25 protein-coding genes are annotated in these 26,368 nt (G+C 66.8%); 9 read left to right on the top strand and 16 right to left on the bottom strand.

What is annotated here, in order from left to right:
* Nucleotides 1-148: 148 nt before the first annotated feature.
* From NUW50_RS08890 to NUW50_RS08880, 3 genes are read left to right on the top strand one after another with little or no spacing between them, the layout of a single operon-like run.
* Complete coding sequence (locus NUW50_RS08890) at nucleotides 149-1,135, top strand: glycosyltransferase family 2 protein (RefSeq protein ID WP_443135108.1); 987 nt, start codon at nucleotides 149-151, stop codon at nucleotides 1,133-1,135.
* Nucleotides 1,132-2,832 (top strand): beta-1,6-N-acetylglucosaminyltransferase, encoded by a 1,701-nt coding sequence (locus tag NUW50_RS08885; RefSeq protein WP_258288744.1) that lies wholly within the window; start codon nucleotides 1,132-1,134, stop codon nucleotides 2,830-2,832. Before NUW50_RS08890 ends, NUW50_RS08885 begins: the two co-directional genes overlap by 4 nt.
* A 3-nt stretch (nucleotides 2,833-2,835) precedes the next feature.
* Nucleotides 2,836-4,260, top strand: coding sequence for a nodulation protein NodH (locus NUW50_RS08880; RefSeq protein WP_258288743.1), 1,425 nt, complete (start codon nucleotides 2,836-2,838; stop codon nucleotides 4,258-4,260).
* A gap of 21 nt (nucleotides 4,261-4,281) precedes the next feature.
* Here NUW50_RS08880 and NUW50_RS08875 read toward each other — a convergent pair whose 3' ends face one another.
* The 12 genes from NUW50_RS08875 to NUW50_RS08820 all read right to left on the bottom strand — a co-directional run bounded on the left by NUW50_RS08875 (nucleotide 4,282) and on the right by NUW50_RS08820 (nucleotide 14,108).
* Nucleotides 4,282-4,746 carry a PTS sugar transporter subunit IIA gene (locus NUW50_RS08875; protein ID WP_258288742.1) on the bottom strand — a complete coding sequence of 155 codons (465 nt, stop codon included), beginning with the start codon at nucleotides 4,744-4,746 and terminating at the stop codon, nucleotides 4,282-4,284.
* Between the two features lie 38 nt (nucleotides 4,747-4,784).
* Nucleotides 4,785-5,363: a ribosome hibernation-promoting factor, HPF/YfiA family gene (hpf, locus tag NUW50_RS08870; protein WP_258288741.1), complete on the bottom strand. Its 579-nt coding sequence runs from the start codon at nucleotides 5,361-5,363 to the stop codon at nucleotides 4,785-4,787.
* 225 nt (nucleotides 5,364-5,588) lie between these two features.
* On the bottom strand, nucleotides 5,589-6,350 hold the full coding sequence (lptB, locus tag NUW50_RS08865) for an LPS export ABC transporter ATP-binding protein (RefSeq protein WP_258288740.1): 762 nt from the start codon (nucleotides 6,348-6,350) through the stop codon (nucleotides 5,589-5,591).
* 1 nt (nucleotide 6,351) lies between these two features.
* The gene (locus NUW50_RS08860) at nucleotides 6,352-6,825 is read right to left on the bottom strand and encodes an LptA/OstA family protein (RefSeq protein WP_258288739.1); all 474 of its coding nucleotides are present in this window, start codon (nucleotides 6,823-6,825) and stop codon (nucleotides 6,352-6,354) included.
* A gap of 50 nt (nucleotides 6,826-6,875) precedes the next feature.
* Nucleotides 6,876-7,475, bottom strand: coding sequence for an LPS export ABC transporter periplasmic protein LptC (gene lptC, locus NUW50_RS08855; RefSeq protein WP_258288738.1), 600 nt, complete (start codon nucleotides 7,473-7,475; stop codon nucleotides 6,876-6,878).
* Between the two features lies 1 nt (nucleotide 7,476).
* Complete coding sequence (locus tag NUW50_RS08850) at nucleotides 7,477-8,436, bottom strand: KpsF/GutQ family sugar-phosphate isomerase (protein ID WP_258288737.1); 960 nt, start codon at nucleotides 8,434-8,436, stop codon at nucleotides 7,477-7,479.
* A complete protein-coding gene (locus NUW50_RS08845; RefSeq protein WP_258288736.1) occupies nucleotides 8,437-9,048 on the bottom strand; it encodes a ribonuclease D in 612 nt (203 codons plus the stop codon).
* Nucleotides 9,049-9,201: 153 nt separating this feature from the next.
* Nucleotides 9,202-10,095, bottom strand: coding sequence for an N-acetylmuramic acid 6-phosphate etherase (locus NUW50_RS08840; protein WP_258288735.1), 894 nt, complete (start codon nucleotides 10,093-10,095; stop codon nucleotides 9,202-9,204).
* Nucleotides 10,092-11,228 (bottom strand): anhydro-N-acetylmuramic acid kinase, encoded by a 1,137-nt coding sequence (locus tag NUW50_RS08835; RefSeq protein WP_258288734.1) that lies wholly within the window; start codon nucleotides 11,226-11,228, stop codon nucleotides 10,092-10,094. Before NUW50_RS08835 ends, NUW50_RS08840 begins: the two co-directional genes overlap by 4 nt.
* Complete coding sequence (locus tag NUW50_RS08830) at nucleotides 11,225-12,232, bottom strand: serine hydrolase domain-containing protein (RefSeq protein ID WP_258288733.1); 1,008 nt, start codon at nucleotides 12,230-12,232, stop codon at nucleotides 11,225-11,227. Before NUW50_RS08830 ends, NUW50_RS08835 begins: the two co-directional genes overlap by 4 nt.
* Nucleotides 12,214-13,158, bottom strand: a complete 945-nt coding sequence (locus tag NUW50_RS08825) for an ABC transporter ATP-binding protein (protein WP_258288732.1) — start codon at nucleotides 13,156-13,158, stop codon at nucleotides 12,214-12,216. Before NUW50_RS08825 ends, NUW50_RS08830 begins: the two co-directional genes overlap by 19 nt.
* Nucleotides 13,155-14,108 (bottom strand): ABC transporter ATP-binding protein, encoded by a 954-nt coding sequence (locus NUW50_RS08820; RefSeq protein WP_258288731.1) that lies wholly within the window; start codon nucleotides 14,106-14,108, stop codon nucleotides 13,155-13,157. Before NUW50_RS08820 ends, NUW50_RS08825 begins: the two co-directional genes overlap by 4 nt.
* A 210-nt stretch (nucleotides 14,109-14,318) precedes the next feature.
* Between NUW50_RS08820 and NUW50_RS08815 the strand changes: the two genes are divergently transcribed.
* The 6 genes from NUW50_RS08815 to nagA are packed head-to-tail and all read left to right on the top strand — an operon-like array spanning nucleotide 14,319 to nucleotide 20,585.
* Nucleotides 14,319-15,812, top strand: coding sequence for an ABC transporter substrate-binding protein (locus tag NUW50_RS08815; RefSeq protein ID WP_258288730.1), 1,494 nt, complete (start codon nucleotides 14,319-14,321; stop codon nucleotides 15,810-15,812).
* Nucleotides 15,813-15,851: 39 nt separating this feature from the next.
* Nucleotides 15,852-16,802, top strand: coding sequence for an ABC transporter permease (locus tag NUW50_RS08810; protein ID WP_258288729.1), 951 nt, complete (start codon nucleotides 15,852-15,854; stop codon nucleotides 16,800-16,802).
* Entirely contained in the window at nucleotides 16,799-17,638 is an 840-nt protein-coding gene (locus NUW50_RS08805) for an ABC transporter permease (protein WP_258288728.1), read from the top strand. The genes NUW50_RS08810 and NUW50_RS08805 overlap by 4 nt, the downstream gene beginning before the upstream one ends.
* Complete coding sequence (locus NUW50_RS08800) at nucleotides 17,635-18,399, top strand: GntR family transcriptional regulator (RefSeq protein WP_258288727.1); 765 nt, start codon at nucleotides 17,635-17,637, stop codon at nucleotides 18,397-18,399. The genes NUW50_RS08805 and NUW50_RS08800 overlap by 4 nt, the downstream gene beginning before the upstream one ends.
* A gap of 9 nt (nucleotides 18,400-18,408) precedes the next feature.
* A complete protein-coding gene (locus NUW50_RS08795; protein ID WP_258288726.1) occupies nucleotides 18,409-19,440 on the top strand; it encodes an SIS domain-containing protein in 1,032 nt (343 codons plus the stop codon).
* A complete protein-coding gene (nagA, locus tag NUW50_RS08790; RefSeq protein ID WP_258288725.1) occupies nucleotides 19,440-20,585 on the top strand; it encodes an N-acetylglucosamine-6-phosphate deacetylase in 1,146 nt (381 codons plus the stop codon). Before NUW50_RS08795 ends, nagA begins: the two co-directional genes overlap by 1 nt.
* A 22-nt stretch (nucleotides 20,586-20,607) precedes the next feature.
* Here nagA and NUW50_RS08785 read toward each other — a convergent pair whose 3' ends face one another.
* From NUW50_RS08785 to NUW50_RS08770, 4 genes are all read right to left on the bottom strand, one after another.
* On the bottom strand, nucleotides 20,608-21,276 hold the full coding sequence (locus NUW50_RS08785) for a TerC family protein (protein ID WP_258288724.1): 669 nt from the start codon (nucleotides 21,274-21,276) through the stop codon (nucleotides 20,608-20,610).
* Between the two features lie 179 nt (nucleotides 21,277-21,455).
* On the bottom strand, nucleotides 21,456-22,820 hold the full coding sequence (locus NUW50_RS08780; RefSeq protein ID WP_258288723.1) for a phosphomannomutase: 1,365 nt from the start codon (nucleotides 22,818-22,820) through the stop codon (nucleotides 21,456-21,458).
* A gap of 366 nt (nucleotides 22,821-23,186) precedes the next feature.
* On the bottom strand, nucleotides 23,187-25,604 hold the full coding sequence (gyrB, locus tag NUW50_RS08775; RefSeq protein ID WP_258288722.1) for a DNA topoisomerase (ATP-hydrolyzing) subunit B: 2,418 nt from the start codon (nucleotides 25,602-25,604) through the stop codon (nucleotides 23,187-23,189).
* Nucleotides 25,605-25,683: 79 nt separating this feature from the next.
* Complete coding sequence (locus NUW50_RS08770; protein ID WP_258288721.1) at nucleotides 25,684-26,304, bottom strand: LysE family translocator; 621 nt, start codon at nucleotides 26,302-26,304, stop codon at nucleotides 25,684-25,686.
* Between the last annotated feature and the right edge of the window lie 64 nt (nucleotides 26,305-26,368).

Here is a 26,368-nt window from a genome sequence, read left to right as displayed (position 1 = left end):
TTGTGGTGGCGAGCAGATCCGAGGCCCGCCAGAACCGAAACCCCAGGGCAGAAGACCGCCAAGGCTTCCTTAAGCCCGATCGGGTAGGGGTCGGAATGGCGCGCATAGAACGGTGGTCCAGAGCTTGAGGTGGGTGCAATCATACGGTTTGCGGCTGCGGCGGAAGCGCTGGCAACTGCGCGCCTTTCGCAAGCGGCGGGAGCTGACGCCGGTTGTCGATCGCACCGACCAGATACGCCCCGGCGACATCCTGGCATTCACGACGCTGCGCAACGAACATGTGCGCTTGCCCTATTTCCTGAAATACTACCGCGAGATGGGGGTGCAGCACTTCATCGTCGTCGACAACGGCAGCGACGACGGCGGGCGTGAGTATCTGGCCGAACAGTCCGATGTCTCGATCTGGACCACCGAGGCCAGCTACAAGGGCGCGCGCTTCGGAGTCGACTGGCTGAACTGGCTGCAACGGCGCCACGCCCACAACCACTGGTCGCTTGTGGTCGATGTGGACGAGTTCTTCGTCTACCCCTTCTGCGACACAAGACCGATCCGGGCGCTGACCGACTGGCTGGATTCGACCGGCATCCGCAGTTTTGCGGCGATGCTTCTGGACATGTATCCCAAGGGGCCGTTCGACCAGCAGCCCTATCGCGCGGGACAGGACCCGCTGGAGATCGCCAGCTGGTTCGACAGCGGCAACTACACGATCTCCAAGAACGACTGGATGGGCAACCTGTGGATTCAGGGCGGCCCGCGGGCCCGGACCTTCTTTGCGGACAACCCCAAGGGCGCCCCGGCGCTGAACAAGATCCCGCTGGTCAAATGGAACCGCGACTATGTCTATGAAAGCTCGACCCACGCACTGCTGCCGCGCGGTCTGAACCGGGTCTATGACGAGACCGGGGGCGAGAAGGCCTCGGGGATCCTGCTGCACGCCAAGTTCCTCGACACCTTCCGCAAGAAGTCGGAAGAGGAGATGACCCGCAAGCAGCACTATGCCAACAGCCACGAATACAAGGCCTATTCGCAGGGATTGTCGAACAGCCCCGATCTCTGGTGCAAGTGGAGCGAGAAGTTCATCAACTGGCGGCAGCTTGAAATCCTCGGGCTGATGTCGAAGGGGAACTGGGCGTGACGGTCGGCATCGTCATGCTGGTGCACGAGGCGCTGGACCGGGCCGAGCAGGTGGCGCGGCACTGGGCCGGGCATGGCTGCCCGGTGGTGATCCACGTCGACAAGCGGGTCAAACGCGGTCCCTACGCGGGTTTCGTGCGGGCGCTGGCCGATCTGGACAACGTGATCTTCTCCAGCCGCCATCGCTGCGAATGGGGAACATGGTCGCTGGTCCAGGCTTCGCAATCGGCCTCGACGCTGATGCTGGCGAGCTTTCCGCAGGTGCGGCATGTCTACCTGGCCTCCGGCTCGTGCCTACCGCTGCGCCCGGTGCCCGAGCTGATCCGCTATCTGGACGAACGCCCGATGACCAATTTCATCGAGAGCGTCACCACCCAGGACGTGCCCTGGACCGTGGGCGGGCTGGACAGCGAGCGGTTCACCCTGCGGTTTCCGTTCAGCTGGAAGCGGCACCGCTGGCTGTTCGACCGATATGTGAAGCTGCAGCGCCGGCTGGGCGTGAAGCGCAAGATCCCCGACGGGATCGTGCCGCACATGGGCAGCCAATGGTGGTGCCTGACCCGCCAGACCCTTTCGGCGATCCTCGAAGACCCCGACCGCCCGATCTATGACCGCTACTTCTCGCGGGTCTGGATCCCCGACGAAAGCTATTACCAGACCCTTGTCAGGCTCTATTCCAACAATATCGAAAGCCGCTCCCTGACGCTGTCCAAGTTCGATTTTCAGGGCAAGCCGCATATCTTCTATGACGATCACCTGCAGCTTCTGCGCCGTTCGGATTGCTTCGTGGCGCGGAAGATCTGGCCGCGGGCGGAGCGTCTGTATCGCTCGTTCCTGACCGAGGGCGGGCAGATCATGACAGGGGCAGAGCCGAACCCGGGCAAGATCGACCGCATCTTCGCCAAGGCGGTCGAGCGGCGGACCCGCGGGCGGCCGGGGCTCTACATGCAAAGCCGGTTTCCGCACGAAGGCTGGGAGAACGGCAAGACCTGCGCGCCCTATTCCGTGTTCGAGGGATTTGCCGAGCTGTTCGACGGGTTCGAGGGATGGTTGGCCAGGGTCGGCGGGGCGCGTGTGCATGGCCATCTCTTCGCACCGGACAAGGCGCATTTCGCCGGCAACCAGTCGGTCTATGCCGGGGCGCTGTCGGATTCGGCCAAGCTGCGCGACTACAATCCCAAGGCCTTCCTGACCAACCTGATCTGGAACACCCGGGGCGAGCAGCAGTGCTTCCAGTTCGGCCCGCGCGACAGGCAGGACATCTCCTGGTTCATGGCGACCGATCCGAATGCGCAGATCTCGGTGGTGACCGGCGCCTGGGCGGTGCCGCTCTATCGTTCGAACCGCAATTTCAGCGACATCCGCAAGGAAGCCGCGCAGTTGCAGAAGATCGAGAGCGCGCATCTCGACATCCTGCGGTCGGGCTGGTCGAAGGCGCGGATCCGTATCTGGAGCATGGCCGATTTCGTCGAGGCGCCGATGGAGCCGTTGCAGGCCCTGGTCGATGATCTCGGCATCCGGCAGAAGCCGCGCCTGACCGAGGCGCCGAAGCTTGTCGATCTGTCCGGTTTCGGGCAGTTTCTGCAGAACCTTCGCAACCAGGGGATGCATCCCCATCTAATGGGTGACTTCCCGGTGAACAACGACCCCGTGCGAGAGACCGACCCCCCGCGCCCGCGGCCCTATGTGGTGCGCTGACGGATGCGCTTTGATTATTTCGTGATCCTCGCCGGAATGCGGACCGGCTCGAACTTTCTGGAAGCCAATCTGAACGAGTATCCGGGGCTGATGTGCCACGGAGAGCTGTTCAATCCGCATTTCATCGGCCATGCCAAGCGCGACAGCCTGTTCGGGGTGACGCTGGACGCGCGCGAGGCCGATCCGATGGCGCTGATCCGCCGGGTGCGGGAAAAGACCGACGGGCTGGCCGGGTTCCGGCTGTTCCACGACCACGATCCGCGGGTGCTCGAAGCGGCCCTGGCCGACCCGCGCGCCGCCAAGATCGTTCTCAGCCGGAATCCGCTGGACAGTTTCATCTCGCTGAAGATTGCCGGACAGACCGGGCAGTGGCGGCTGGGCGATCTGCGACATGCGAAGAGCGCCAGGGTGGCCTTCGACCGGCAGGAGTTCTCGTCCTATCTGGACCGGTCGCGCGCCTACCAGGATCGTCTGGTCCGGCAGTTGCAGCGGTCCGGCCAGACGGCGTTCTTCCTGACCTATGAGGATGTCGGCGACGTCGAGGTGATGAACGGCCTCGCGGCCTGGCTGGGCGTCACCGCAGCGCGGAAGGCGACCTCTTCCAGGACCAAGAAGCAGAACCCCGAGACGCTGGACGAGAAGGTCACCAATTACCCCGAGATGATCGCGGCGCTGGCAGAGGTCGATCACTTCGATCTGGGCCGCTATCCGGTGTTCGAGCCGCGCCGGGGGCCGGCGGTGCCGCAGCATGTCGCGGCGGCGAGGGCGCCCCTGCTGTTCATGCCGATCCGCAGCGGCCCGGTGGCGGCGGTCTCGGGCTGGCTGGCGGCGCTGGACGGGGTCGAGGACAGCGGGCTGCAACGCGGCTTCACTCAGAAGACGCTGCGGAAATGGATGCGCGAGAATACCGGGCACCGGTCCTTTACCGTGCTGCGGCACCCGGTCCGGCGCCTGCATGACGCCTTTTGCCGCCATATCCTGTCGGACGGGCCCGAGACCTTTCGCGAGATTCGCCAGACGCTGAAGCAGACCTACAGGCTTCCCTTGCCCGACAAGGCCCGGGATGCCGCCTATACGGTGGCCGATCATCGGCGCGCCTTTGCCGAGTTCGCGCGGTTCATCCAGGGCAATCTGGCGGGCCAGAGCTCGATCCGCGTCGATGCCGCATGGGCGAGCCAGGTGGCGGTGGTTCAGGGCATGGCACAGTTTTCGCCGCCCGATCACATCCTGCGCGAGGATGCGCTGGCCGAGGCCCTGCCGCGGCTGGCGGCCGAGATCGGGCGGGAGGCGCCGGAATGGCGCCCGCTGGCCGATCCGGCACCATATGCGCTGGAGGAGATCTACGATCGCGAGATCGAATCCCTGGTCGCGAACGCCTATCAGCGCGACTACATGATGTTCGGCTTCGGCCCCCTGCAGCCCGGCTGACCGGACGCGGCAACCAGGCGGTCAGGCCGCCTTGGTCGCGGTGCTTTCCGTCAACAAAGCATGCAATGCCAGCGGGTCCTCGTTCGACCGCAGTTTCTGGCAGATCGCCGGGTCGCGCAGGGTACGCGACACCGTTGCCAGCGCCTTGAGGTGATCGACGCCGCTGTCCTGCGGCGCGAAGAGGCCGAAGATCAGATCGACCGGCAGCCGATCGACCGAATCGAAGTCCACCGGCTTTTCCAGCCGCAGGAAGACGCCGACGACACGGTCGAGGTCCGGCACCCGCGCGTGCGGCAGCGCGACCCCGTGGCCGACACCGGTCGGGCCAAGGGATTCGCGTTCCTGCAAACCGTCGAAGGCGACAGCCACCGGCAGGCCATAGGCCTGATTGGCGATGTCGGCGAGATCCTGAAACAGGCGCTTCTTGCTGGACGCACCTCCGGTAAACCGCACTGCGGCGGGCACCAGAATGCTGGAAATCTGCATATTACCGTCGTCTTTGTCCGGGGCAGCCGGGCTGCCGTTTATTTGCTCGCGCCGGGGTCAATCCAGCCGATATTGCCGTCCTCGCGGCGATAGACAACGTTGACCCTGTCGCGTCCCTCATTTCGGAACACCAGCACCGGCGCTCCTGCAAGTTCCATCTGCATCACCGCCTCGCCGACCGAGATCGACGGGATGCGGGTCTCCATTTCGGCGATGATCATCGGTTGAAGCGTTTCAGGCTCATCCGTTTCAGCAGCGCCATCGGTTGCGGCGAGGATATACGAGGAAGCTTCGGTCAACTCAACCGGCTCGGTGCGTGCTTTGTGATGATCCTTCAGCCGGCGCTTGTAGCGGCGCAGCTGCTTGTCCATCTTCTCGGCGCATTGGTCGAATGCGGCATAGATCTCGTTGGCTCGCGCACTGGCCTGGCTGGTCAGGCCGGTCGACAGATGCACCACGGCTTCGCAGGCATACTGATGCGCGTTCTTCGAAAACACGACCATGGCATCGGTCGGACGACCGGCATATTTTTCCAGCACGCTGCCGAGCTCGGTCTTGACGTGGGTCTGAAGAGCCTCGCCGACATCGATTTGCTTGCCGCTGATCTGATAACGCATGATCTGTTCCTGGTATTCAGGCCGGACCGGCCGCGGCGACGGCCGCGGTGGTTTCCGGTCGGTGGTCAAAAAGGGGGGCAAGGCAACCGCAACCCGGTGCGGGCCGGTCTGTCCGGGTGTCGGGTCCGGTCTCGGACCGCGCACGAACGATGGATCGCGGTTCATGCATTACCCCATTTGGAGCCGCTTCGCCGTCAGCTGTCAACTGCGGTCCAGCGCCCGGTTTCAGGTGATGCGGAAGGAGTGGCCAAGGTAGACCCGGCGAACATTCTCGTCCCGGATCACCTCATCCGCCGTGCCCGACATCAACACTTTGCCATCATGCAAGATATATGCGCGATCAACGATTTCCAGAGTTTCACGGACGTTGTGATCGGTAATCAGGACCCCCAGCCCGCGGGTCTTGAGGTCGGTCACCAACCCGCGAATCTCGGCCACCGAGATCGGGTCCACCCCGGCGAAGGGTTCGTCCAGCAGGACATATTTCGGATTGGCGGCCAGGCAGCGGGCAATCTCGACCCGGCGCCGCTCACCGCCCGACAGCGACAGGGCCGAGGCGCGCCGGAGATGGGTGATCGAGAACTCGCTCAGCAGCTCCTCCAGGGATTCGCGGCGCCGCGTGCGATCGGATTCGGCAATCTCCAGGATCGCCAGGATGTTGTCTTCGACCGAGAGGCCGCGAAAGATCGACATTTCCTGCGGAAGATAGCCGATCCCCAGCCGGGCGCGACGATACATCGGCAGCAGGGTGACATCCTTGCCGTCGATCACGACCTGCCCGCCCTCGGGCGTCAGCAGGCCGGCGATGGCGTAGAAACAGGTGGTCTTGCCCGAGCCGTTGGGCCCCAGCACCGCGACCACCTCGCCGCGCTGCAGATCCAGCGTGACATCGCGGATCACGGTCTTCTTGCGGTAGCTCTTGCGCAGGTTGAGCACATGCAGGCCCGGCTGGCCGGCCTTGACGGTCAGATCGGGTGTCGGCGCCATCTCAGTTGTCGCCGGGCTGCAGAACGGTGCGGACCCGACCTTCCATGGTTCCGGTGCCAGAGCCGAGATCGACCCGCAGCTTCTCGCCCGAGATGACGTTGCGTCCCTGGGTCAGCAGCACCTTGCCGGTCATCGTCACGATGCCGGTATCGACGGCATAGACCGCTTCGCTGGCCTCGGCGGCTTCGGTGCCGCTGACCAGCGTGACCCCGCCCGAGGCGAAGAGGGTCTTGATATCTCCCTGCTTGCCGTCGGTGCCGGCGCTGTATTCGACCCGGACCGCGCCGGCCGAAAGCCGCAGATCCCCCTGCGCGACCAGGACATTGCCCTGAAAGGTCGCGGTGCCGTCGGTCTGGCTGATCGAGAGGCTGTCCGCCTCGATCTCGACCGGGGCCGAGGAATCGCCGGCCAGCCCGTCGCCGAACGGAAAGCTGGCGCCCTGCGCCAGGGCACCGCCACAGATGGACAGGGCCATCACTACCACTCCGGCACGGGCCGAATTCAAGAACCGCATCGCATCCCCCTTCAGGTGCCGGGACGGTATATCAGTTTTACGCCGTCCTCAAAACGAAGAAGGTAACCGCCGTCGGGATTTTGGGTCAGCACCAGCCTGCCCGCCGAGATCTCGCCGAACGGGGCGGTGCCGCTGACCGGCCCCGCCGTTTCCATCCCGGTCCGGTCGAGCTGGGCGACGATGCTGTCGGTCTCGATCCGGTAGCCGTCGGACGAGGTGATCATCGCGGCACCAGTCAGCCCGGCTTCGCCGGCGTCGCGATCGATCCGGCCGCTTTCTGCATGAATCTCGATGATCCTTCCGCCCGGCAACTCGATCCGCGCCGAGGGCGCCGTCGCGATCAGCCGCTGGCCGCCGGCCTCGGGCCGGGCGCTGTCGGCGGCGATCCGGATCGCCGATCCGTCCTCGGTCATGCCGGTATAGGTCGGGGCGCCGATCTGCTGGTCGCGGGCCAGACCTTCGACATCGACATCGGCATAGGGAATGGTCTGGCTGGGGTCGATGCTGCGCGAGACGAAGAACAGGGTCGACAGGATCGCCAGCGCGATCAGCGGCAGCACGATCTTGAGCCAGGCCACCAACCTGGAATGGCCGTCGCCGACATGGGCCATGTCAGACGATGCCGGCGCGCAGGCAGTCGTGGATATGGATCAGCCCGACCGCCGCGCCGTTCTTGTCGGGATCGACGACGAACAGGCTGGTGATCTTCCTTTCGGTCATCCGCAGAACCGCCTCCTCTGCAAGCACGCCGGGCGCGATGGTCAGCGGCTTCCTGGTCATCACTTCGCCCGCCGTGCGATCGAGCAATCCGGCCATGTGCCGTCTCAGGTCGCCATCGGTGATGATGCCTTCAAGGTAGTCTCTTGCATCGGTCACGCCAACCACCCCGAAGCCCTTTGCAGACATGGTCAGCAAGGCTTCGCTCATCGGCGCGTCGGTGCCGACCAGCGGCAGGTCGGCATGCATCAGGTCGGCGACACGCGCCAGCCTCGCGCCCAGCCGGCCGCCGGGATGGAAGGTGCGGAAATGTTCCGGGGTAAAGTCGCGGTGCTCCATCAGCGCCAGGGCCAGGGCGTCGCCCAGGGCCAGCATCATCGTCGTCGATGTGGTGGGGACATAGCCGGTGCGGCAGGCTTCGGGCATCTGCGGCAGGGTCAGCAGCACGTCGGACTGCTGCGCCAGCGAGCTTTCGGCCCGCGCCGTCATCGCGATCAGCGGTATCCCGAAGCGGCGGGTATAGGCGATGAGATCGGCCAGTTCCGGCGTCTCGCCCGAATTCGACAGCGCCAGCACCGCGTCGCCCTGTGCCATCATCCCCAGGTCGCCATGGCTGGCCTCGGCGGGGTGGACGAAATGCGCCGGCGTCCCGGTCGAGGCCAGGGTGGCCGTGATCTTGCGCGCCACATGGCCCGACTTGCCCATGCCCGAGACCACGACCCGCCCCGGCGCCGCCAGCATCAGCGCGCAGGCATCGGCGAAACCATCCGGCAGCGCCTCGCCCAGCTGCGCCAGCGCCTCGGCCTCGGCGCCGATGACCCGGCGGGCCGTCGCGATGAGCGCCGCGCGGTCCATTCAGTGCGCGAAGATGTCGAAGAGATCGCCGGCCAGCAGGTCCAGCCTGGCGCGGGTCGGCAGATAGGCAAAGCTCGCCTCGGCGATTTCCAGCCGGTCCTCGCGCCGCAGCCGCGGCTCCAGCGCCGCCTTCAGGCGGTGCAGGTAGAGCACGTCCGAGGCCGCGTATTCCAGCTGCGCCTCGGTCAGTGTCTCGGCGCCCCAGTCCGAGCTTTGCTGGAGCTTCGAGATATCGACCTTCAGCAGTTCGTCGAGCAGGTTCTTCAACCCGTGCCGGTCGGTATAGGTGCGGGTCAGCTTGCTGGCGATCTTCGTGCACCAGACCGGCGCCGCCAGGGCGCCGAAGGCATGATACATCACCGCGATGTCGAAGCGGCCGAAATGGAACAGCTTCAGCACATCCGGGTCCTTCAGCAGCCGCTCGAGGTTCGGCGCGCTGGTCTGGCCCGGGGCGATCTGCACCAGATGGGCGTTGCCGTCACCGCTGGAGAGCTGCACAAGGCAAAGCCGGTCGCGATGCGGCAGCAGACCCATCGTCTCGCAGTCGATGGCGACCTCGGGGCCAAGGTCCAGATCGTCCGGCAAGTCGCCGTGGTAAAGGGTATTGGTCATTCGGTCCGCCGCTTTCTATGCTGCGCCGAGCGATAGACCCGCCGGTGCAAGTGGTCAACCGGGGCGGACGCCGCCCCTTGCGCGACCCGGTGCCGGGAAGGGGTGGCGCGGGTCGCAGGCCGGTCGTCAGGATCATTGCCCCGCCTTGTCGCCTCAACCCTCCAGCGCCCGGCGCAGATTGCCCGAGGCGCGGTCCAGAAGCGCCTGGGCATCGTTCAGCGACAAGCCGCGCAACAGCATGATCGCCGCCAGCTTGATGCTGCCGCCGGCGGCATCCAGCGCCTCGGTCGCGGTCCATTCCGGCTTGCCGGTCAGATCGGCGACGATCCGCACCGCGCGGGCCTTCAGCTTGGCATTGGTCGGCTTCATTTCGACCATCAGCCCTTTGTAGACATGGCCAAGCCGGATCATCACCGCCGTCGAAAAGGCGTTCAGCGCCACTTTCTGCGCCGTTCCCGCCTTCATCCGGGTCGAGCCCGCGACCGGCTCGGCCCCGGTGTCCATCTCGATGCAGAGCGTCGCCGCCTCGCGCATCGGAGAGCCGAGATTGTTCGAGAACCCGATCGCCAGCGCGCCCCGGTTCCGGGCATGGCGCAGACCCGCCAGGGTGTAGGGCGTGGTGCCGCTGGCGGCCAGGCCCAGCACCACGTCATGTTCCCCGACGCCGGCCGCATCCAGCGCCGCGACGGCTTCGGCCTCGCTGTCCTCGGCGCCTTCGCGGGCCTTGGTAAAGGCCGCCTCGCCGCCCGCCATCAGCACGACCGAGCGCGACTCGGGCCAGGAGAAGGTCGGCCGCAGTTCCACCGCGTCCTGTGTCGCGATCCGCCCCGAGGTTCCGGCGCCCATGTAGATCAGCCGGCCGCCGCGGGCCAGGCGCAGGGTGGCGCGGTCGATGGCCTCGCCCATCACCGCCTGCGTCGCCTGCACCGCCGCGATCGCCGCATACTGGCTGTCGATCAGGGCGCCGACCAGATCGCCGGTCGGCCAGTCCTCGATGGCGGCGTAGCGGGACGAGGCGGTTTCGGTTTCACGCGGGTCGCGGGTCATCCTTGTTCCTCGGGCAGGGCGAGCCGGCCGCCCGTCAGCGGGCGCGGGGCGCCGGTGGTGGAGGGGAAAGAGATCGGCAGGCCACGTTGCACGCGCCGTGCCAGAAAGGCGAAACATTCGGCCTCGATCGCATCGCCACGCCAGCCGACCGCTTCGGCGGCGACGGCGGTGACTCCGGCGCGGGTCGGCAGCATCGCCATGATCGCCGGGTTGTGCCGGCCGCCGCCGCAGACGATCAGCCGTTCGGGCCTTTGCGGCAACAGGTCCAGCGCCCGGCCCACCGCGGCGCAGGTGAAGGCGGTGAGCGTGGCGGCGCCATCCGCATCGCTCAGCCCCTCGCCCAGACCGGCGCCGAAATCGAACCGGTCCAGCGATTTCGGATAGGGCCGGGCCAGATAGGGATGCTCCAGAGCCTTTTTCAGAGCCTGTTCATCCACCGTTCCCGCCATTGCCAGCGCCCCGTCGCGGTCCATCTCGCCCAGGCCGCGGGAGCGGACGAAATCGTTGATCGGCGCATTGGCCGGGCCGGTGTCGAAGGAGATCACGCTGTCGCCACGCGCCCAGGTCACATTGGCCACGCCGCCGAGATTCAGCACCGCGGTGCCGCCCGTGTCGCCCAGCCGCTCCAGCAGCGCCCGGTGATAGCTGCCGGCCAGCGGCGCGCCCTGCCCGCCCGCCGCGACATCGGCCGAGCGGAAATCATAGGCGACCGGCACGCCCAGCAACCGGGCCATCAGCGCGCCGTCGCCCAGCTGCCGCGTCGCGCCGATCCGGTCCGGGGTGCGGCCCCGGTGCAGGACCGTCTGGCCGTGAAAGCCGACGACCCCCAGCCCGGCCAGCCCGGGCCCTTCGCTTTCGACGAGATCGCGCACAGCCTGCGCCTGGGCGCGGGTCAGCCGCTCTTCGGCCTCGGCAAAGATCGCCGGCTCCGGGTCCTCGAAATTCCATTGCCGCGCCGCGTCGAGCGTGGCGAACAGCAGATCGCTCAGCCCCGCCGGATAGGGCGCCAGCCGGTAGGCGCCGAATTCGGCAATCGCCTCGCCATCGGTCCTCAGCAAAGCCACGTCGATATTGCCGTCGAGAACCGTCCCGGTCATCAGCCCGACCGCCCAGTGCATTCCGTCATCCGTCATGGTGCTGCCTCGCTGACCAGATCGCCCACGCTGCGGCGCAGTTCGGCGATGCCGCTGTCGAAATGCCGCGTCGGATGGATCCGGTTGGTGAGAAGGGTCCAGGCATGGCCGCGGGCAAAGTCGATCCAGAGCCCGGTGCCGGTAAAGCCGGTGTGACCGATGCAGTCCGCGCTGGCCGCATCGCCGCCCGGCCAACCGGTCCAGCGTCTCTCCCAACCATGGGCGCGGCGCTCGGACAGCGGCTGGCGCATCTGCCGGGCCACCGGGCCTTGGTCGTTCAGCAGGGCAAGACCAGTGTCTAACAAGGCGGAAACAGTGCCGAACAACCCGGCATGGCCGGCGCCCTGCAGGGCGGAGCAGTTGTCGTCATGGACCTCGCCCGACAACACCCGATGCCGCCATGTGCAATCCTCGGTCGCGGCCGCGTTCCCGGGCGGCGCCGACCAGGCATAGCCCGCGCCGGGGTCGAGATCGCGCAGGGTGCAGCCGTGCAGCCGTTCCAGGGCAAGGCCCAGCAGGATGAAGTTGATGTCGGAATAGACCGGTGCGCCGCGCCGCCATTCGCGTTGCAGGATGAAGGCGCGCAGCAGCTCGGGGTCGCGGCCATAGGTATAGATCGGCTCGACCGCAGGGAAAGGCGTCAGATGGCCGAGGCACTGGCGAAAGGTCACCTTCCGCTCCCAGGCCTCGGCATCGTATTGCCGCAGGTCGGGCAGCGCGGTGGTCAGCGGCGCGTCGAGGTCGATCCGCCCCGCTTCGGCCAGGGCCAAGATTCGCGGCGTGGTGAACAGCACCTTGGTCAGCGAGGCGAGGTCGAACCAGGTCTCGGGCGTCATCGGTCGCTCGACGGGGACGATCTGCGCCCGACCCTCGGCCAGCACCGCCCGCTCGCCCCCGGCGGTGACGAGGCCCAGCACCGCCCCCGGAATCCGGCCCGCCACAATGGCGGCGCGGACCGGGGCAAAGGCGGCTTCGGCGCGGGCAGTCAGGGATAGAGGTGACATGCCACCTCCCTGCCTGTGTCGCCCTGCGTCCGCAAGTCGGGGCGTGTCTCGGCGCAGACCGGCATCGCCCTGGGGCAGCGGCCGTGAAAGGCGCAGCCGGGCGGAGGGGCGGAGGGGTCGGGCACCTCTCCGGCCAGCGGTGCCCGCTCGGGGCGCGGCACGCCGGGACGCGGAATTGCCGAGAGCAGCGCCTGCGCATAGGGATGCAGCGGTTCCTGCATCAGCGCCTCGGTCGGGCCGGTCTCGACGATCCGGCCCAGATACATCACCGCCACCCGGTCCGATACATGGCGGATCACGCTCAGGTCATGGCTGATGAAGATCAGCGACAGGCCCAGCCGTCGCCGCAGGTCGGCGATCAGGTTGATGATCTGGCTCTGGACCGAGACATCCAGCGCCGAGACCGCCTCGTCCGCCACGATCAGCTTCGGGTTCAGCACGATGGCCCGGGCGATGGCGATCCGCTGCCTCTGCCCGCCCGAGAATTCATGGGGAAACTTGTCGGCGGCCTCGGGGTCGAGCCCGACGAGGCTCAGGGTCTCGGCCACCCGCGCCCGGCGCTCGGCGCGGCTCATCCGGTGCTGGACCAGAAGCGGCTCTCCGACGATCCGGCCGACCGAATGGCGCGGATTGAGGGCGCCGAACGGGTCCTGAAAGACGATCTGCATCTCGCGCCGGGCCAGCCGCATTTCGGACCGTGACAGCGCGGTCAGATCGCGGCCGCGGAACAGGACCTGGCCGGACGAGGGCTCGATCAACCGCAGCAAAGCCCTTCCCAGTGTCGATTTTCCGCAGCCGGATTCGCCGACGACTCCCAGAACCTCGCCCTCGGAGAGGCGCAGCGAGACCTCGCTGACCGCGTGCAACCGGCGACCGTCCGGGCCGGGGTAGGTCTTGGAGAGCGACTTGATCTCGAGCAGGCTCATGCCGGGTTCCAGCAGCGGGTCAGATGGGTGTCGCCGGTCAGGGCGGGCAGGTCGTGCGCACATGCGGCGACGGTGGCGGTGCAGCGCGGGTGAAAGCTGCAGCCCGGAGGGCGGCGCCCGGGCGGCGGCACGGTGCCCGAGATCGCCGGCAGGGCGCTGCCGGGCGGGTTCGAAGCCGGAATGGTCCGCAGAAGCGCCCGGGTGTAGCGGTGCCGCGGATGGGCGAACAGGTCCGCCGCCGGGGCTTGTTCGACGATCCGCCCGCCATACATCACCGCCACCCGGTCGCAATATTGCGAGACCACGCCAAGGTCATGGGTGATCAGCAGAACCGCCATCCCGGTGTCGCGGCGCAGCCGGTCCAGCAGGTCGAGGATCTGTGCCTGAACGGTGACATCCAGGGCGGTCGTCGGCTCGTCCGCGACCAGCAGCTTCGGGCCGCAGGCCAGCGCCATGGCGATCATCACCCGCTGCCGCTGGCCGCCGGACATCTGATGAGGATAGCGGTTCAGGGCCTCTGCCGGGGCCGGGATGCCGACCGTGGCAAAGAGTTCCGCGGCACGGTCCAGACAGGCGCGCGGCGGCAGGTCGCTGTGCAGGTGCAGGACCTCGGCCACCTGATCGCCGACGGTGAAGACCGGGTTCAGGCTGGTCATCGGCTCCTGGAAGATCATCGCCATGTCGCGCCCGCGAATGGCCTGCATCTCGATATCCGACAGCCCCGCCAGATCACGGCCCATGAAGCGGATCGCCCCGCCCGAGACCCGCATCGGCGGCTCGGCCAGCAGCCGCATCGCGGCCAGGGCGGTCACCGACTTGCCGCAGCCGGATTCCCCGACGACGCCCAGCATCTCGCCCGGGGCGATCGACAGGCTGACGCCTTCGATCACCGGCGTTCCGGCGACATCGACATGCAGGTTCTCGATCGACAGCAAGGCGGCAGCGGGCATGGGTGTTCCGGCGATCCTTCCGATCCGGCCGCCCCGCAATGCCACCCCCGGCACCCGGCTCCGCGACCCCTCTTGTCAGGATATTTGTAATACCATAGGCTCGATCCTGTCCAGACTGGTCTGCAACTGGACTTATAGCAAATGACCGCGCCGGGGCCGCTGCCGCCAGCCTGCCCGATCTGCCAATTGGCGCCCAACAGGGGGAACTTCATGACCAAGCATCGCTTTGCCGCCCTTCTCGCCTCGACCTTCCTGGCCTCTGCCGCCACTGCCGCGACCCTGGACATCGCGGTCGATACGGCGCCGGCCGGGCTGGACCCGCATCTGATCACCGCCTTCAACTCGGTGCTGATCGTGCAGGGCAACATCTACCAGGGCCTGACCGACATCGATCCGGGCCTCGCCGTGCAGCCGGGCCTGGCGACGAGCTGGGACATTTCCGAGGACGGGCTGACCTATACCTTCCACCTGGCCTCGGGGGTCACATTCCACGACGGTTCGACCTTCGACGCCGAGGATGCCGCCGCCAGCCTGCGCCGGGTGCAATCGCCCGAGACCGCCTCGCCGCTGGCCTCGCGGATTTCGCCGGTGGTCGGGATCGAGGTCGTCGATCCGTTGACCCTGAAACTGACGCTGGACGCGCCCTTCGCACCGCTTCTGTCCTCGCTGGCGGGGATCGCCATGGTTCCGGCCGAGATGGAGACCGACAAGGAGGCGTTGCAGATGGCGCCCGACGGGACCGGGCCCTTCAAGTTCGCCGACTGGACCCCGAACGGCTATATCGCGCTGGAGGCCTTTGACGGCTATCGGGACGGCAAGCCGCAGATCGACGAGGTGAAGTTCCACTTCGTCCCCGAGGCCGCGACCCGGCAGATCGGCCTGGTCTCGGGCGAATACGACATGCTTCCGGCGGTCGATCCGGCCACCGCGCTGCAGCTTCAGGGTCAGCCGGGCGTGACGCTGGAGCAGACCCGCGACCTGGCCTATACGCTGATCGGAATGAACGTGACCGACCCGGCGCTGGCCGATCCGAAGGTGCGCGAGGCGGTCAACCTGCTGCTGAACCGCGACGAGATCATCGCCGGCGCCCTGTTCGGTGCCGGGGTTCCGGCCGGGCCGCTTTCGCCGGCGCTGACCGAATGGGCGCTGCCGACCAGCGATTTCTCCTGCTACACGCCGGATGTCGACAAGGCCAAGGCGCTGATCGCCGAGTCAGGCGTCGCGCTGCCGATCAAGCTGCGGATGGTCGTCCTGCCGCGTCAGGATGCCAAGGACATCGCCCAGATCGCCCAGCAGCAGCTGGCGGCAGGCGGGATCGAGGTGGAGCTGATCAATCAGGAGATCGGCGATTTTGTGCAGTCCTGGAAGAACTCGGACTTCGGCATGTTCGTCTCGGCCAACGGCGGCAACCCGGATCCGGACCAGTATTTCTACCGGACCTTCTACACCGGGGGCTCGACCAACGTGTTCAAGTATTCCGACGCGCGGGTGGACGATTTGCTGGACACCGGACGCAACAAGACCGACATGGCCGAACGCAAGGCGGCCTATGACGAATTGCAGGTCAAGCTGGCCTGCGAGGGCCCGATCGCCCATATCGCCTATGCCAATCTGACCACGGCGGTCGGGCCGAAGCTGCACGGCTTCGTCATTCACCCGATGGGGCGGCTGAGCAGTCTCAAAGATGCAGTTCTCGACGACTAGGGACCACGGCCCCGGCATTTCGCGCCGGGGCCAATTCCGATGACCCCGAAGTTCCTCCTTGGACGATTGATCGACCTGGCCTTCGTGATGTTCGGCGTGTCGATCCTGGTGTTCCTGATGATCCGCCTGATCCCCGGGGACGCGGTGATGATCATGCTGGGCGCCAATACCGAGATCACCCCGGACCGGGTGGCCGAGCTGGAGCATCGCCTGGGGCTCGATCTGCCAATGCCGGTGCAATATGCGCATTGGATCGGCGGTGCGCTGCGCGGTGATTTCGGCACTTCGATCTGGACCGGACGGCCGGTGACGGAGGAGATCGCCTCGGCCATCGGGCCGACCTTCGAACTGACGTTTCTGGCGGTGCTGGTCGGGGCCGGGCTGTCGATTCCGATCGGCGCCTTCATGGCGCAGGCGCGGGGCCGGGGCGCCGAGGTGGCGGTGCGCGTCGGGGCCATCGCCGGGCTGACGATCCCGAGCTTCTGGCTGGGCATCGTCTCGATCCTCTTCGTGTCCAAACTGATGCCCGGGGTGTCGATGCTGGGCTATGTTCCCTTCAGCGAGGACCCCCTGGGCAATCTGCAACGAATGGTTCTGCCGGTCTTCGCGCTCTGCCTGCCGATGCTGGCCAACCTGTCGCGGCTGGTGCGCTCGGCGATGCTGGATGCGCTGGGGCAGGACTATATCCGCACCGCCAAGGCCAAGGGCGCCGGGAGGCGGCGGGTGGTCTATCGCCATGCCCTGCGCAATGCGCTGATCCCCTTCGTCACCTCGGTCGGGGTCTCGGTCGGCTATCTTCTGGGCGGGGCCATCGTGGTGGAGCAGGTCTTTGCCATCCCCGGGCTGGGCAGGCTGGTGCTGGGCGCGATTTCCGAACGCAACTATCCGCTGGTGCAGGCGACGATCCTGACCGTCACCTTCGCCTTCGTGCTGGTGAACTTCATCGTCGATCTGCTCTACGCAACCATAGACCCGCGGGTGACGCGATGAGGGAGTTTATGCGCCGGAACCGGCTGTTGAGCTTTGCCATCGGGCTTGTGGCCCTGCAGGTGCTTGTCGCGCTGCTGGCACCCTGGCTGGGGTTTCAGGATCCGTTCCGGCAAGTCATGGTGCAGCGGATCAAGCCGCCGAATGCGTTGAACCTGCTGGGGACCGACCAGCTGGGCCGCGACGTCCTGGCGCGGATCGTCTACGGCTACCGGACCTCGCTGATGACCTGCACCGCCTCGGTGGCGCTGGCGCTGGTACTGGGCGGCAGCATCGGCATGATCGCCGCCTATACGCGCGGCTGGTTCGACCGGATCGTGATGCGGCTGATGGATGTGCTCTTCGCCTTTCCGATCCTGCTTCTGGCGATCGGCGTGATCGCCATCATCGGCCCCAACCTGTGGAGCGCGGCGCTGGCCATCGCGGTGGTCTATACCCCGATCTTCGCACGTCTCCTGCGCGGCCCGGCGCTGGTGATCTGCGAAAGCGAATATGTCCTGGGCGCCAAGGCGGTCGGGGCCTCGGATGCGCGGATCATCCTGACCCATATCCTGCCCAATCTGGTCTCGGTCATCCTGGTCCAGACCTCGCTCCTGCTGTCGGCGGCGATCCTGGTGGAGGCTTCGCTGAGTTTTCTGGGTCTCGGGGCGCAGCCGCCGGTGCCGTCGCTGGGGCTGATGCTGTCCGAAGGCCGCAACTTCCTGTTGCTGGCCCCCTGGCCGGCGATCTTCTCGGGTCTGGCGATCCTGTTCCTCTCCTTCGGCTTCAACCTGCTGGGCGATGCGCTGCGAGACACGCTCGACCCCCGGATGCGGTCGGTTGCGGGAGTCCGGGCATGAGCATCGGGGCCGATCCGGAACCCGGGCTTCTGTCGCGGATCGTCTCCGACATGCAGGCAGCCGGCGGCGACCCGCTGTATCTGAAGATGGCGCAGACGATCGGCGCGCTGATCGAGGCGGGCGAGCTGCGCGGCGGGGCGGCGCTGCCCTCGGAACGCGATCTGGCCAAGGCGGCGGGCTGTTCGCGGGTCACGGTGCGCAAGGCGATCGATGAATTGTGCCGCAAGGGCATCGTGTCGCGGCGCCACGGGGCCGGAAGCTTTGTGGCCAAGCAAATCGATCAGCCGCTGTCCGTGCTGGTCGGTTTCACCGAGGACATGAAACGGCGCGGCGCGGTGGCGACTTCGCGGGTGCTGGAGCGGGAGGTGGCGCTGGCCGACCCGTCCGACATCCTGAAGCTGGGCCTGTCGCCGACCGAGACCGTGTTGCGCCTGACCCGGGTGCGGTTGTCGGATGGAGAGCCGCTGGCGATCGAAAGCGCGGTGGTTCCGGCCTCGGCCATCGACATCCCCAGCATGGGGGAATCGCTTTACGATGCCTTGCGGGCCTCGGGCAACATGCCGGTGCGGGCGCTGCAGAGAATCCATGCCGGGATCGCCACGGCGGAAGATGCGGGGCTGCTGGGCACCGCGCCGGGCAGCCCGGTGCTGCGGATCGAGCGGCGCAGCTTCCTGTCGAACGGTCGGGCCATCGAGGTCACAACCTCGTCTTATCGCGGCGACCGTTATGACTTCATCGCAGAACTGACACTCGACCCCTGAGGAGACAAGATGTCTGGATCCCAATCCCTGATGCTGAGCGAAGCGGGAGAATCGCCGCAGGTGATCGCCCGGCTTCTGGAACGTGCCGGGCCGCAATGGGCGCAACTGGCCGAAGCGATCAGGACGCGCGGCATCTCGCTGATCTCGACCGCGGCGCGGGGCTCGTCAGACCATGCGGCGACGGTGTTCAAGTATCTGATGGAGATAGAGACGGGCCTGCCGGTCGTTTCGATCGGCCCGTCGATCGCCTCGGTCTACAAGCGGCCGCTGAAGCTGGGCAATGCGATGCACATCACCGTCTCGCAATCCGGTGCCAGCCCGGACATCCTGGCCATGCAGGCCGCCGCCAAGGCCGGCGGGGCGCTGACCGTGGCGGTGGTGAATGTCGAGGACTCCCCGGTCGCGCAGGCGGCCGACGTGGTGCTGGCCCTGGGCGCAGGGCCGGAACGCAGCGTGGCGGCGACGAAGAGCTTCATCGCCTCGGTGGTGGCCCTGGCCGGAATCGCAGCCGCCGCGTCGGGGGATGACCAGTTGATGCAGGGTCTGAAAAGGCTTCCCGAAGCATTGTCGGCCACCGAAGGGCTGGATTTCCAGCCGGCCCTGCGGCTTCTGGCCGAGACCCGCTCGTTCTATATCGGGGCCCGGGGGCCGGGCTATGGAATTGCGCTGGAAGCGGCGCTGAAGGGCAAGGAAGTGGCCGGGTTGCATGCCGAGGCCTTTTCGCTGGCCGAGCTGATCCATGGCCCGCTGCAACTGGTTGGCGCCGGCTTCCCGGTGCTGGCCTTCCTGCCCGACGATCCCGGCCTGTCCGGCAATCTGGCGACGCTGAAGCGGGTGCAGGCGCTTGGCGCGCAGACCATCGCGCTGTCGTCGGTCGAGGTGCCCGGCCTGGCGATGCGGCTGCCGGGCACCGGCTGCGGCCTGATCGACCCGCTGGTCGGGCTGCTGGTCTATTACCGGCTGATCGAGGGAGTCGCCCGGGCCAAGGGGCTGGACCCGGACCACCCGGAGAAACTGTCAAAGGTGACGGAGACCCTGTGATGGCCCTGACCGCCCTGCGTCCCCGGCAGATCTTCGACGGCACGCAGATCCGCGATGGCGTGCTGTTGCTGCTCGATGGCGGGCGGATTGCCGGAATCGTCGGTCCGGGCGACCTGCCGGCGGGCACGTTGGTAGAGGAACTGGACGGCTTGCTGGCGCCGGGCTTTGTCGACGCGCAGGTGAACGGCGGCGGCGGGGCGATGCTGAACGATGACCCCTCGGCCACGACCATGCAGCGGATCGCGGCGGCGCATCGGCGCTATGGCACCACCAGCCTGTTGCCGACTCTGATCACCGACCAGCCCGAAGCGATGCAGCGGCTGCTGTCGGCGCCGATCGGTGCGGGCGTCGCGGGTCTGCATCTGGAAGGGCCGCACCTGGCCCCCGCCCGCAAGGGCGCCCATCTGGCCGAGCTGATGCGGCCGCTGACCGAGGCTGACATCAGTGTCTATATTGGGGCTGCGACGCGGTTTCCGGCCCTGGTGCTGACCCTCGCGGCCGAGCAGGCCAGCCCCGAACAGGTCGCGCGGCTGGTGCGCGGCGGGGTCACTGTCAGCCTGGGTCACACCGATTGCGACCATGCCACCGCCCTGCGGTTCTTCGAGGCCGGAGCCCGGGGCGCCACGCATCTGTTCAACGCCATGGCGCCGCTGGGCCACCGGGCGCCCGGGCTGCCGGGCGCGGTGCTCGACCATCCGGGGGCCTGGGCCGGGATCATCGCCGATGGCCACCATGTCGATCCGGCCATGCTGCGGATCGCACTGCGGGCCAAGCGCGGGCCGGGGCGGCTGTTCCTTGTCACCGATGCCATGGCCCTGGTCGGCAGCGAGTCCGACAGCTTCATGCTGAACGGCCGGACCGTTTCCCGGACGGATGATGCCGGAGTTTCGCGTCTCACGCTCGAGGACGGGACGCTGGCCGGTTCCGATCTCGACATGGCGACCGCGCTGCGCTTTGCGGTTCGGCAGCTGGAGCTGCCGCTGGAGACTGCCCTGGCCATGGCCGCGACCTGGCCCGCCGACTATCTCGGGTTGAGCGACCGCGGGCGCCTGCAGGCCGGGCAGCGCGCCGACCTGGTGCTGCTGGATGCGGATCTGAAGCCGAGCCGCACCTGGGTCGAAGGTGTGGAATCGCCAAAGCAGTGACCTCGGCCGGCAACCCGCCGGCTCAGCCGATGCCCATCGCCATGACCTGATGCGAGCCTTCCAGGATCATCTTCACCGCGACATAGAAGACGATCAGCAGCCCGGCATAGGCGATCCACTTGTGCCGTTGCAGCAGCCGGGCGATCAGCATTGCGGCAAAGCCCATCATGGCGATCGACAGGCCGAGGCCGAAGATCAGCGCATAGGGATGTTCCCGCGCCGCGCCGGCCACCGCCAGGACGTTGTCCAGCGACATCGAGACATCGGCGATGACGATCTGCAGAACCGCCTGTTTCAGCGTCTTGGGCTGGGCCGCCGTCTCGTCCACGGAAATCGGCAGTTCCTCGGGCTGCTCCGGGGCATGGCGTCTTTCGCGCCAGGCGGCAAAGGCGGCCCGGACGCCATCGGGATGCAGCTCGGCCCACATCTTCCAGCAGACCCAGAGAAGCAGGATGCCGCCCGCCAGAACCAGGCCGACGATGTTCAGGATCTGCACGGTCACCGTGGCGAAGGCGATCCGCAGGATGGTCGCGGCACCGATGCCCCAGGCCACCGCGACGCGCCGTTGCTTGGGCGGCAGGCCGCTGGCCGCAAGCGCGATTACCACAGCGTTGTCGGCTGCCAGGGCTATGTCGATGAGGATCACCTGACCAAAGGCTACCAAGGCTTCCGCAGTCAGGAATTCCGGCACGAGTCATCCCCCGAAGGTTTATCGTTGCATGGCGCCAGGCCGAGGCGCAGAGGACTCGCGGCCCTTGCGATTAATGGGCAGCGGCGCGGATGTTCAAGGCTGGAACCTGAAAAACCACGATATTTTGCCGGGTCCGTGTCCGCCGGGATTCGCTGCGCCCGCCGCCACGGGGGCCGGAGCTAGCCCTCGAGCAGCCGGGTGATCTGGGCGGTCATCTCGTCCAGCAGGGCCGGGTCGCCCCGGGTTTCGACATTCAGCCGCACCAGGGGTTCGGTATTCGAGCGACGCAGGTTGAACCGTCCGCCCGGAAACTCCAGCGACAGACCGTCCGAGTCGTCGCGGGCGGTCGCACGGTCGATCATCGCGGCCTCGACCCGGGCAATCGCGGCCGCGGGATCGTCGATCTGAAAGTTGATCTCTCCCGACGAGGGGAAGCGGCGCATCTGCTCATCGACCAGGCCGGCCAGCGACTCGCCGGTGCGGCCCAGAAGCTCGGCCACCAGCAGCCAGGGGATCATGCCGCTGTCGCAGCAGTAGAAATCGCGGAAATAGTGATGCGCCGACATCTCGCCGCCATAGACCGCGCCGGCAGAGCGCAGCGCCGCCTTCAGATTGACATGGCCGGTGTTGGCCTGAACCGCACGGCCCCCGGCCCGGGCGATGATGTCGCGGGTCGAAAGCACCACCCGCGGGTCATAGGCGATGGCGGCGCCCGGTGCGCGGGTCAGGAAGGCCCGGGCCAGAAGCCCGACGATATGTTCACCGGGGATGAACCGCCCAGTGGCGTCGAAGAAGAAGCAGCGGTCGAAGTCGCCGTCCCATGCGATGCCCATGTCGGCGCCGGCCTGCCGCACGGCCTCGGCGGTTGCCGGCTGATTGGCGGTGAGCAGCGGGTTGGGGATGCCGTTCGGAAAGCTGCCATCCGGCGCATGGTGCATCCGGGTGAAGCGCAGCGGCGCCCCGGCGGCCTCCAGCGCGGTGGCGAGTGCGTCGAAGGTCGGCCCGGCGGCGCCGTTTCCGGCGTTGACCAGGATATGCAGGGGCCGCAGCGCTGCGACATCGACAAAGGACAGCACCCGCTCGACATAGGCGGCGCGGGTGCCGCTGCGGTCATGGATCGCGCCGCCGGCACGGTCGGGCGCGAAGGCCGCGCTTTCCGCCAGAGCCTTGATCGGCTTCAGATCCTGCACCGGGTCGAGCGGCGCCGCGCCGGCCTTGACCAGTTTCATGCCGTTGTAGTCGATCGGGTTGTGCGAGGCGGTGACCATGATCCCGCCATTCGCCTCCAAGGCGCCGGTGGCGAAGTAGACCTCTTCGGTTCCGCATATCCCGAGATCGAGCACCTGGACCCCGGTCGCCGTCAGGCCCGCCGCCACTGCCGCGGCGAGTTCGGGCGAGGAGTTCCGGATATCGCGCCCCAGCACCACCTGGCGGGCATCCAGAACCTCGGCAAAGGCGCGACCGATCCGCCGGGCGATATCGGCGTCGAGATCGACACCGATCCGGCCGCGGATGTCATAGGATTTGAAGCAGGTCAGCGACATGGGGCCGGGCTCCAGCAGGTGGGGATCAGGGCGGGCGGTTCATGGCCGTCCTAGCATATCCATTCCGGCCCGACAGTCCCCTGGCCATCCTCCTCGGGATCGTGCCCGGGCCCCGAAGCGGCCGGTCCATCGAAGGCGCAGGGTATCGCCGGGCCGGAATGCCGGGTGCTACTTCGGTTCCCGGGGTGGCCGGCGCGGCGGGAATCCGCATCTGCCGAGGGGGCCAAGAACAGGGGCATGCCTAGCGGACGCCGAGAACGGAACTCAACTCAAGGCACTGAAAGGTATTGATAATCCAGGTCTTTCGGCTTCTCGCGGCGCGAAGATCATGCGCGCCGCGAAAGAAATTTTCTCACCGGCAGCGCCCTAGAAATCCAGGTTCTCGACGTTCAGCGCGTTCTGCTGGATGAACTCGCGCCGGGGTTCGACCACATCACCCATCAGCTTGGTGAACAGGTCGTCCGCCTCGGCCAGATCCGAGACCCGGACCTGCAACAAGGTGCGCGCTTCGGGGTCCAGGGTGGTTTCCCAGAGCTGTTCCGGGTTCATTTCGCCCAGACCCTTGTAGCGTTGCAGCGTCAGGCCCTTTTCGCCCTCGGTCAGGATCGCCTTCAGCAGGTCCACCGGACCGTGGATCAGCACTTCCCGGTCCTTTCGAACCAGTCGGGAGGGTTCGGCATAGGTGTCGCGGGTGCTGCGGGACACTTCCGAGAGGCGCCGCGCCTCGCCCGAGCGCAGGACCGCGCCGTCCAGGGTGCGCACCTCTTCCACGCCGCGCAGAACCCGGGCCAGCCGGATCCCGTGATCCTGGGTAATCCGTCCGATCCAGCCGCGTTCGTATTCGACCGAAACCATGTCCAGCCGTTCGGTCAGCTTGTCGGCCACCGCCTGCAGGTCGGTGTCGGCCCGGCCCGGATCGAAAGCGCCGGCCAGGGCTGCGTGTTCCAGGATATGGCGCGGATAATGGGTCGGGAAGGCGTCCAGCACCTTGCGGAACGCCCGCGCGCCTTCGATCACCCTCAGAAGGTCGGCCCCGGCGATCTCTTCGCCCGAGGTCAGCCGCAGAACCGCGCCGTCGGTCCCGGCCTCGATCAGATAGTCGTCCAGCGCCTGTTCGTCCTTCAGATAGACTTCCGACTTGCCGCGCGCGACCTTGTAGAGCGGCGGCTGAGCGATGAAGAGATATCCGTCCTCGATGATTTCCGGCATCTGGCGGAAGAAGAAGGTCAGCAGCAGGGTCCGGATATGGGCGCCATCCACATCGGCATCGGTCATGATGATGATCTTGTGGTAGCGCAGCTTGCTGATGTCGAACTCGTCGCGGCCGATGCCGGTGCCCAGGGCGGTGATCAGCGTGCCGACGGTCTCGGACGACAGCATCCGGTCGAACCGCGCCCGCTCCACGTTCAGGATCTTGCCCCGCAGAGGCAGAACCGCCTGATTGCTTCGTGCCCGGCCCTGCTTGGCCGAGCCGCCGGCCGAATCCCCCTCGACGATGAACAGTTCGCGCTTGGCCGGGTCGCGTTCCTGGCAGTCGGCCAGCTTGCCGGGCAGCGAGGCGACATCCAGCGAGGACTTCTTGCGCGTCATTTCGCGCGCCTTGCGGGCGGCTTCGCGGGCCAGCGCCGCCTCGACGATCTTGCTGACGATCTGCCGCGCTTCCTGCGGGTTCTCCTCGAACCATTCCGCAAGTTTCTCGTTCATCAGGTTCTCGACCGCGGGCCGCACTTCGGACGAGACCAGCTTGTCCTTGGTCTGACTGGAGAACTTGGGGTCGGGCACCTTGACCGAGAGCACCGCGGTCAGGCCCTCACGGGCGTCATCGCCGGTGAAGTTGACCTTTTCCTTCTTCAGGATGCCGGACGAGTTGGCATAGAGGTTGATCGTCCGGGTCAGCGCCCCGCGGAAGCCCGCCAGATGGGTGCCGCCGTCGCGCTGCGGGATGTTGTTGGTGAAGGGCAGCACCATCTCGTTGTAGCTGTCGTTCCACCACATCGCGACCTCGACGGTGATCCCGTCACGCTCACCGATGACATAGATCGGATCGGGCAGCATCGCCTGCTTGTGGCGGTCGACATAGCGGACGAATTCCTTGACCCCGCCTTCATAGAACAGCTCGGTGCGCAGGGGTTCGGCCGGGCGGTGATCCTCCAGCAGGATCTTCACGCCCGAATTCAGGAAGGCCAGCTCGCGCAGCCGGTTTTCGAGCGTCTTGAACTGATAGTCGAGATTGGAAAAGGTCGTGGTCGAGGCCAGAAAGCGCACTTCGGTGCCCTTCCGGCCGCCGGCATCGCCCACCACCTTCAGCGGCTCGGTCGTCACGCCGCGTTCGAACCGCGCCACATGTTCCTTGCCGTTCCGCCAGATCCGCAGTTCCAGCCAGTCCGACAGCGCATTGACGACGGAAATCCCGACGCCGTGCAGGCCGCCCGAGACCTTGTAGGAGTTCTGGTCGAACTTCCCGCCGGCGTGCAGCTGGGTCATGATGACCTCGGCCGCCGAAACGCCCTCTTCCTCGTGCAGGTCCACGGGGATGCCGCGGCCGTTGTCGATCACCGAGACCGAGTTGTCGGCGTGGAGAATCACCGAAACCTCGGTGGCATGGCCGGCCAGGGCCTCGTCAATTCCGTTGTCCACGGCCTCGTAGACCATGTGATGCAGGCCCGAGCCGTCATCGGTGTCACCGATATACATGCCCGGCCGCTTGCGTACGGCGTCCAAGCCTTTGAGAACCTTGATTGAATTCGCGCCGTATTCTTCCGGATCGCGGGAGTCATCGGCCATGCGGCTGCGTCCTTGGTTGTGACGCTGGTTTTTACGAAGTTTTGTGGGGAATGTCACGCTTGCACCACAAGATTTGGTGTCAAAGCAGGGGAATCACAAGGCCCACGCAGATCAGCATGAGTCCGGCCCCGATATTCAGCCTGCGCAGCGCCCCGGGCGTCGTCAAGAGGCTCCGGATTCGGTGCACCGAAAGCGCCATGATGAAGTTTCCGGTCAGCGGCACGGCAAAGGAGGCCAGGCAGATCACCGCGATGTCGGGCCAGGTCAGGCTGCCGATATCGAAGAAGCCCGGCAGCACGCCCATGTAGAACAGGATCGCCTTGGGATTGCCCAGGATCACCGCCATCCCGGCCAGGAATCCGGCCAGCCGGCCGGGTCGGGTCAGGCGGCTGTCGCTGCCGATCCTGTGACCGGCGTTGCGCAGCAGCAACAGCCCCATGCCCAGGAACATCAGGCAGGCGACCCAACGCAGGACCAGCATGAAGTCGGCAAACTGGCTGACGATCCAGGTGACGCCCAGAATCGCGGTCAGCGGCCAGACGACATCACCGATCGCCACGCCCAGGGCCACCGGGAAGGCCGCCGAGAAGCCACCCGACAGGCCGCGCGCGATCATCGCCATCCAGACCGGGCCGGGGGTGACGAAGAGCACCACTAGGGCGCCTGTATAGAACAGCATCTGCGACAGGGTGACGGTCATGGACGGACTCTTGCGCCAGGTTGCGCAGCTGCCAAAGCGGATGGCGGGGCGGCTGGCAAGCGAA

Origin of the sequence: Frigidibacter sp. ROC022 (genome assembly GCF_024723735.1) — a bacterium.
Taxonomy (GTDB): Bacteria; Pseudomonadota; Alphaproteobacteria; order Rhodobacterales; family Rhodobacteraceae; genus SLM-1.
The sequence above is the reverse complement of the archived record's forward strand: the minus strand, read 5'-3'. Positions and strand labels throughout refer to the sequence as shown.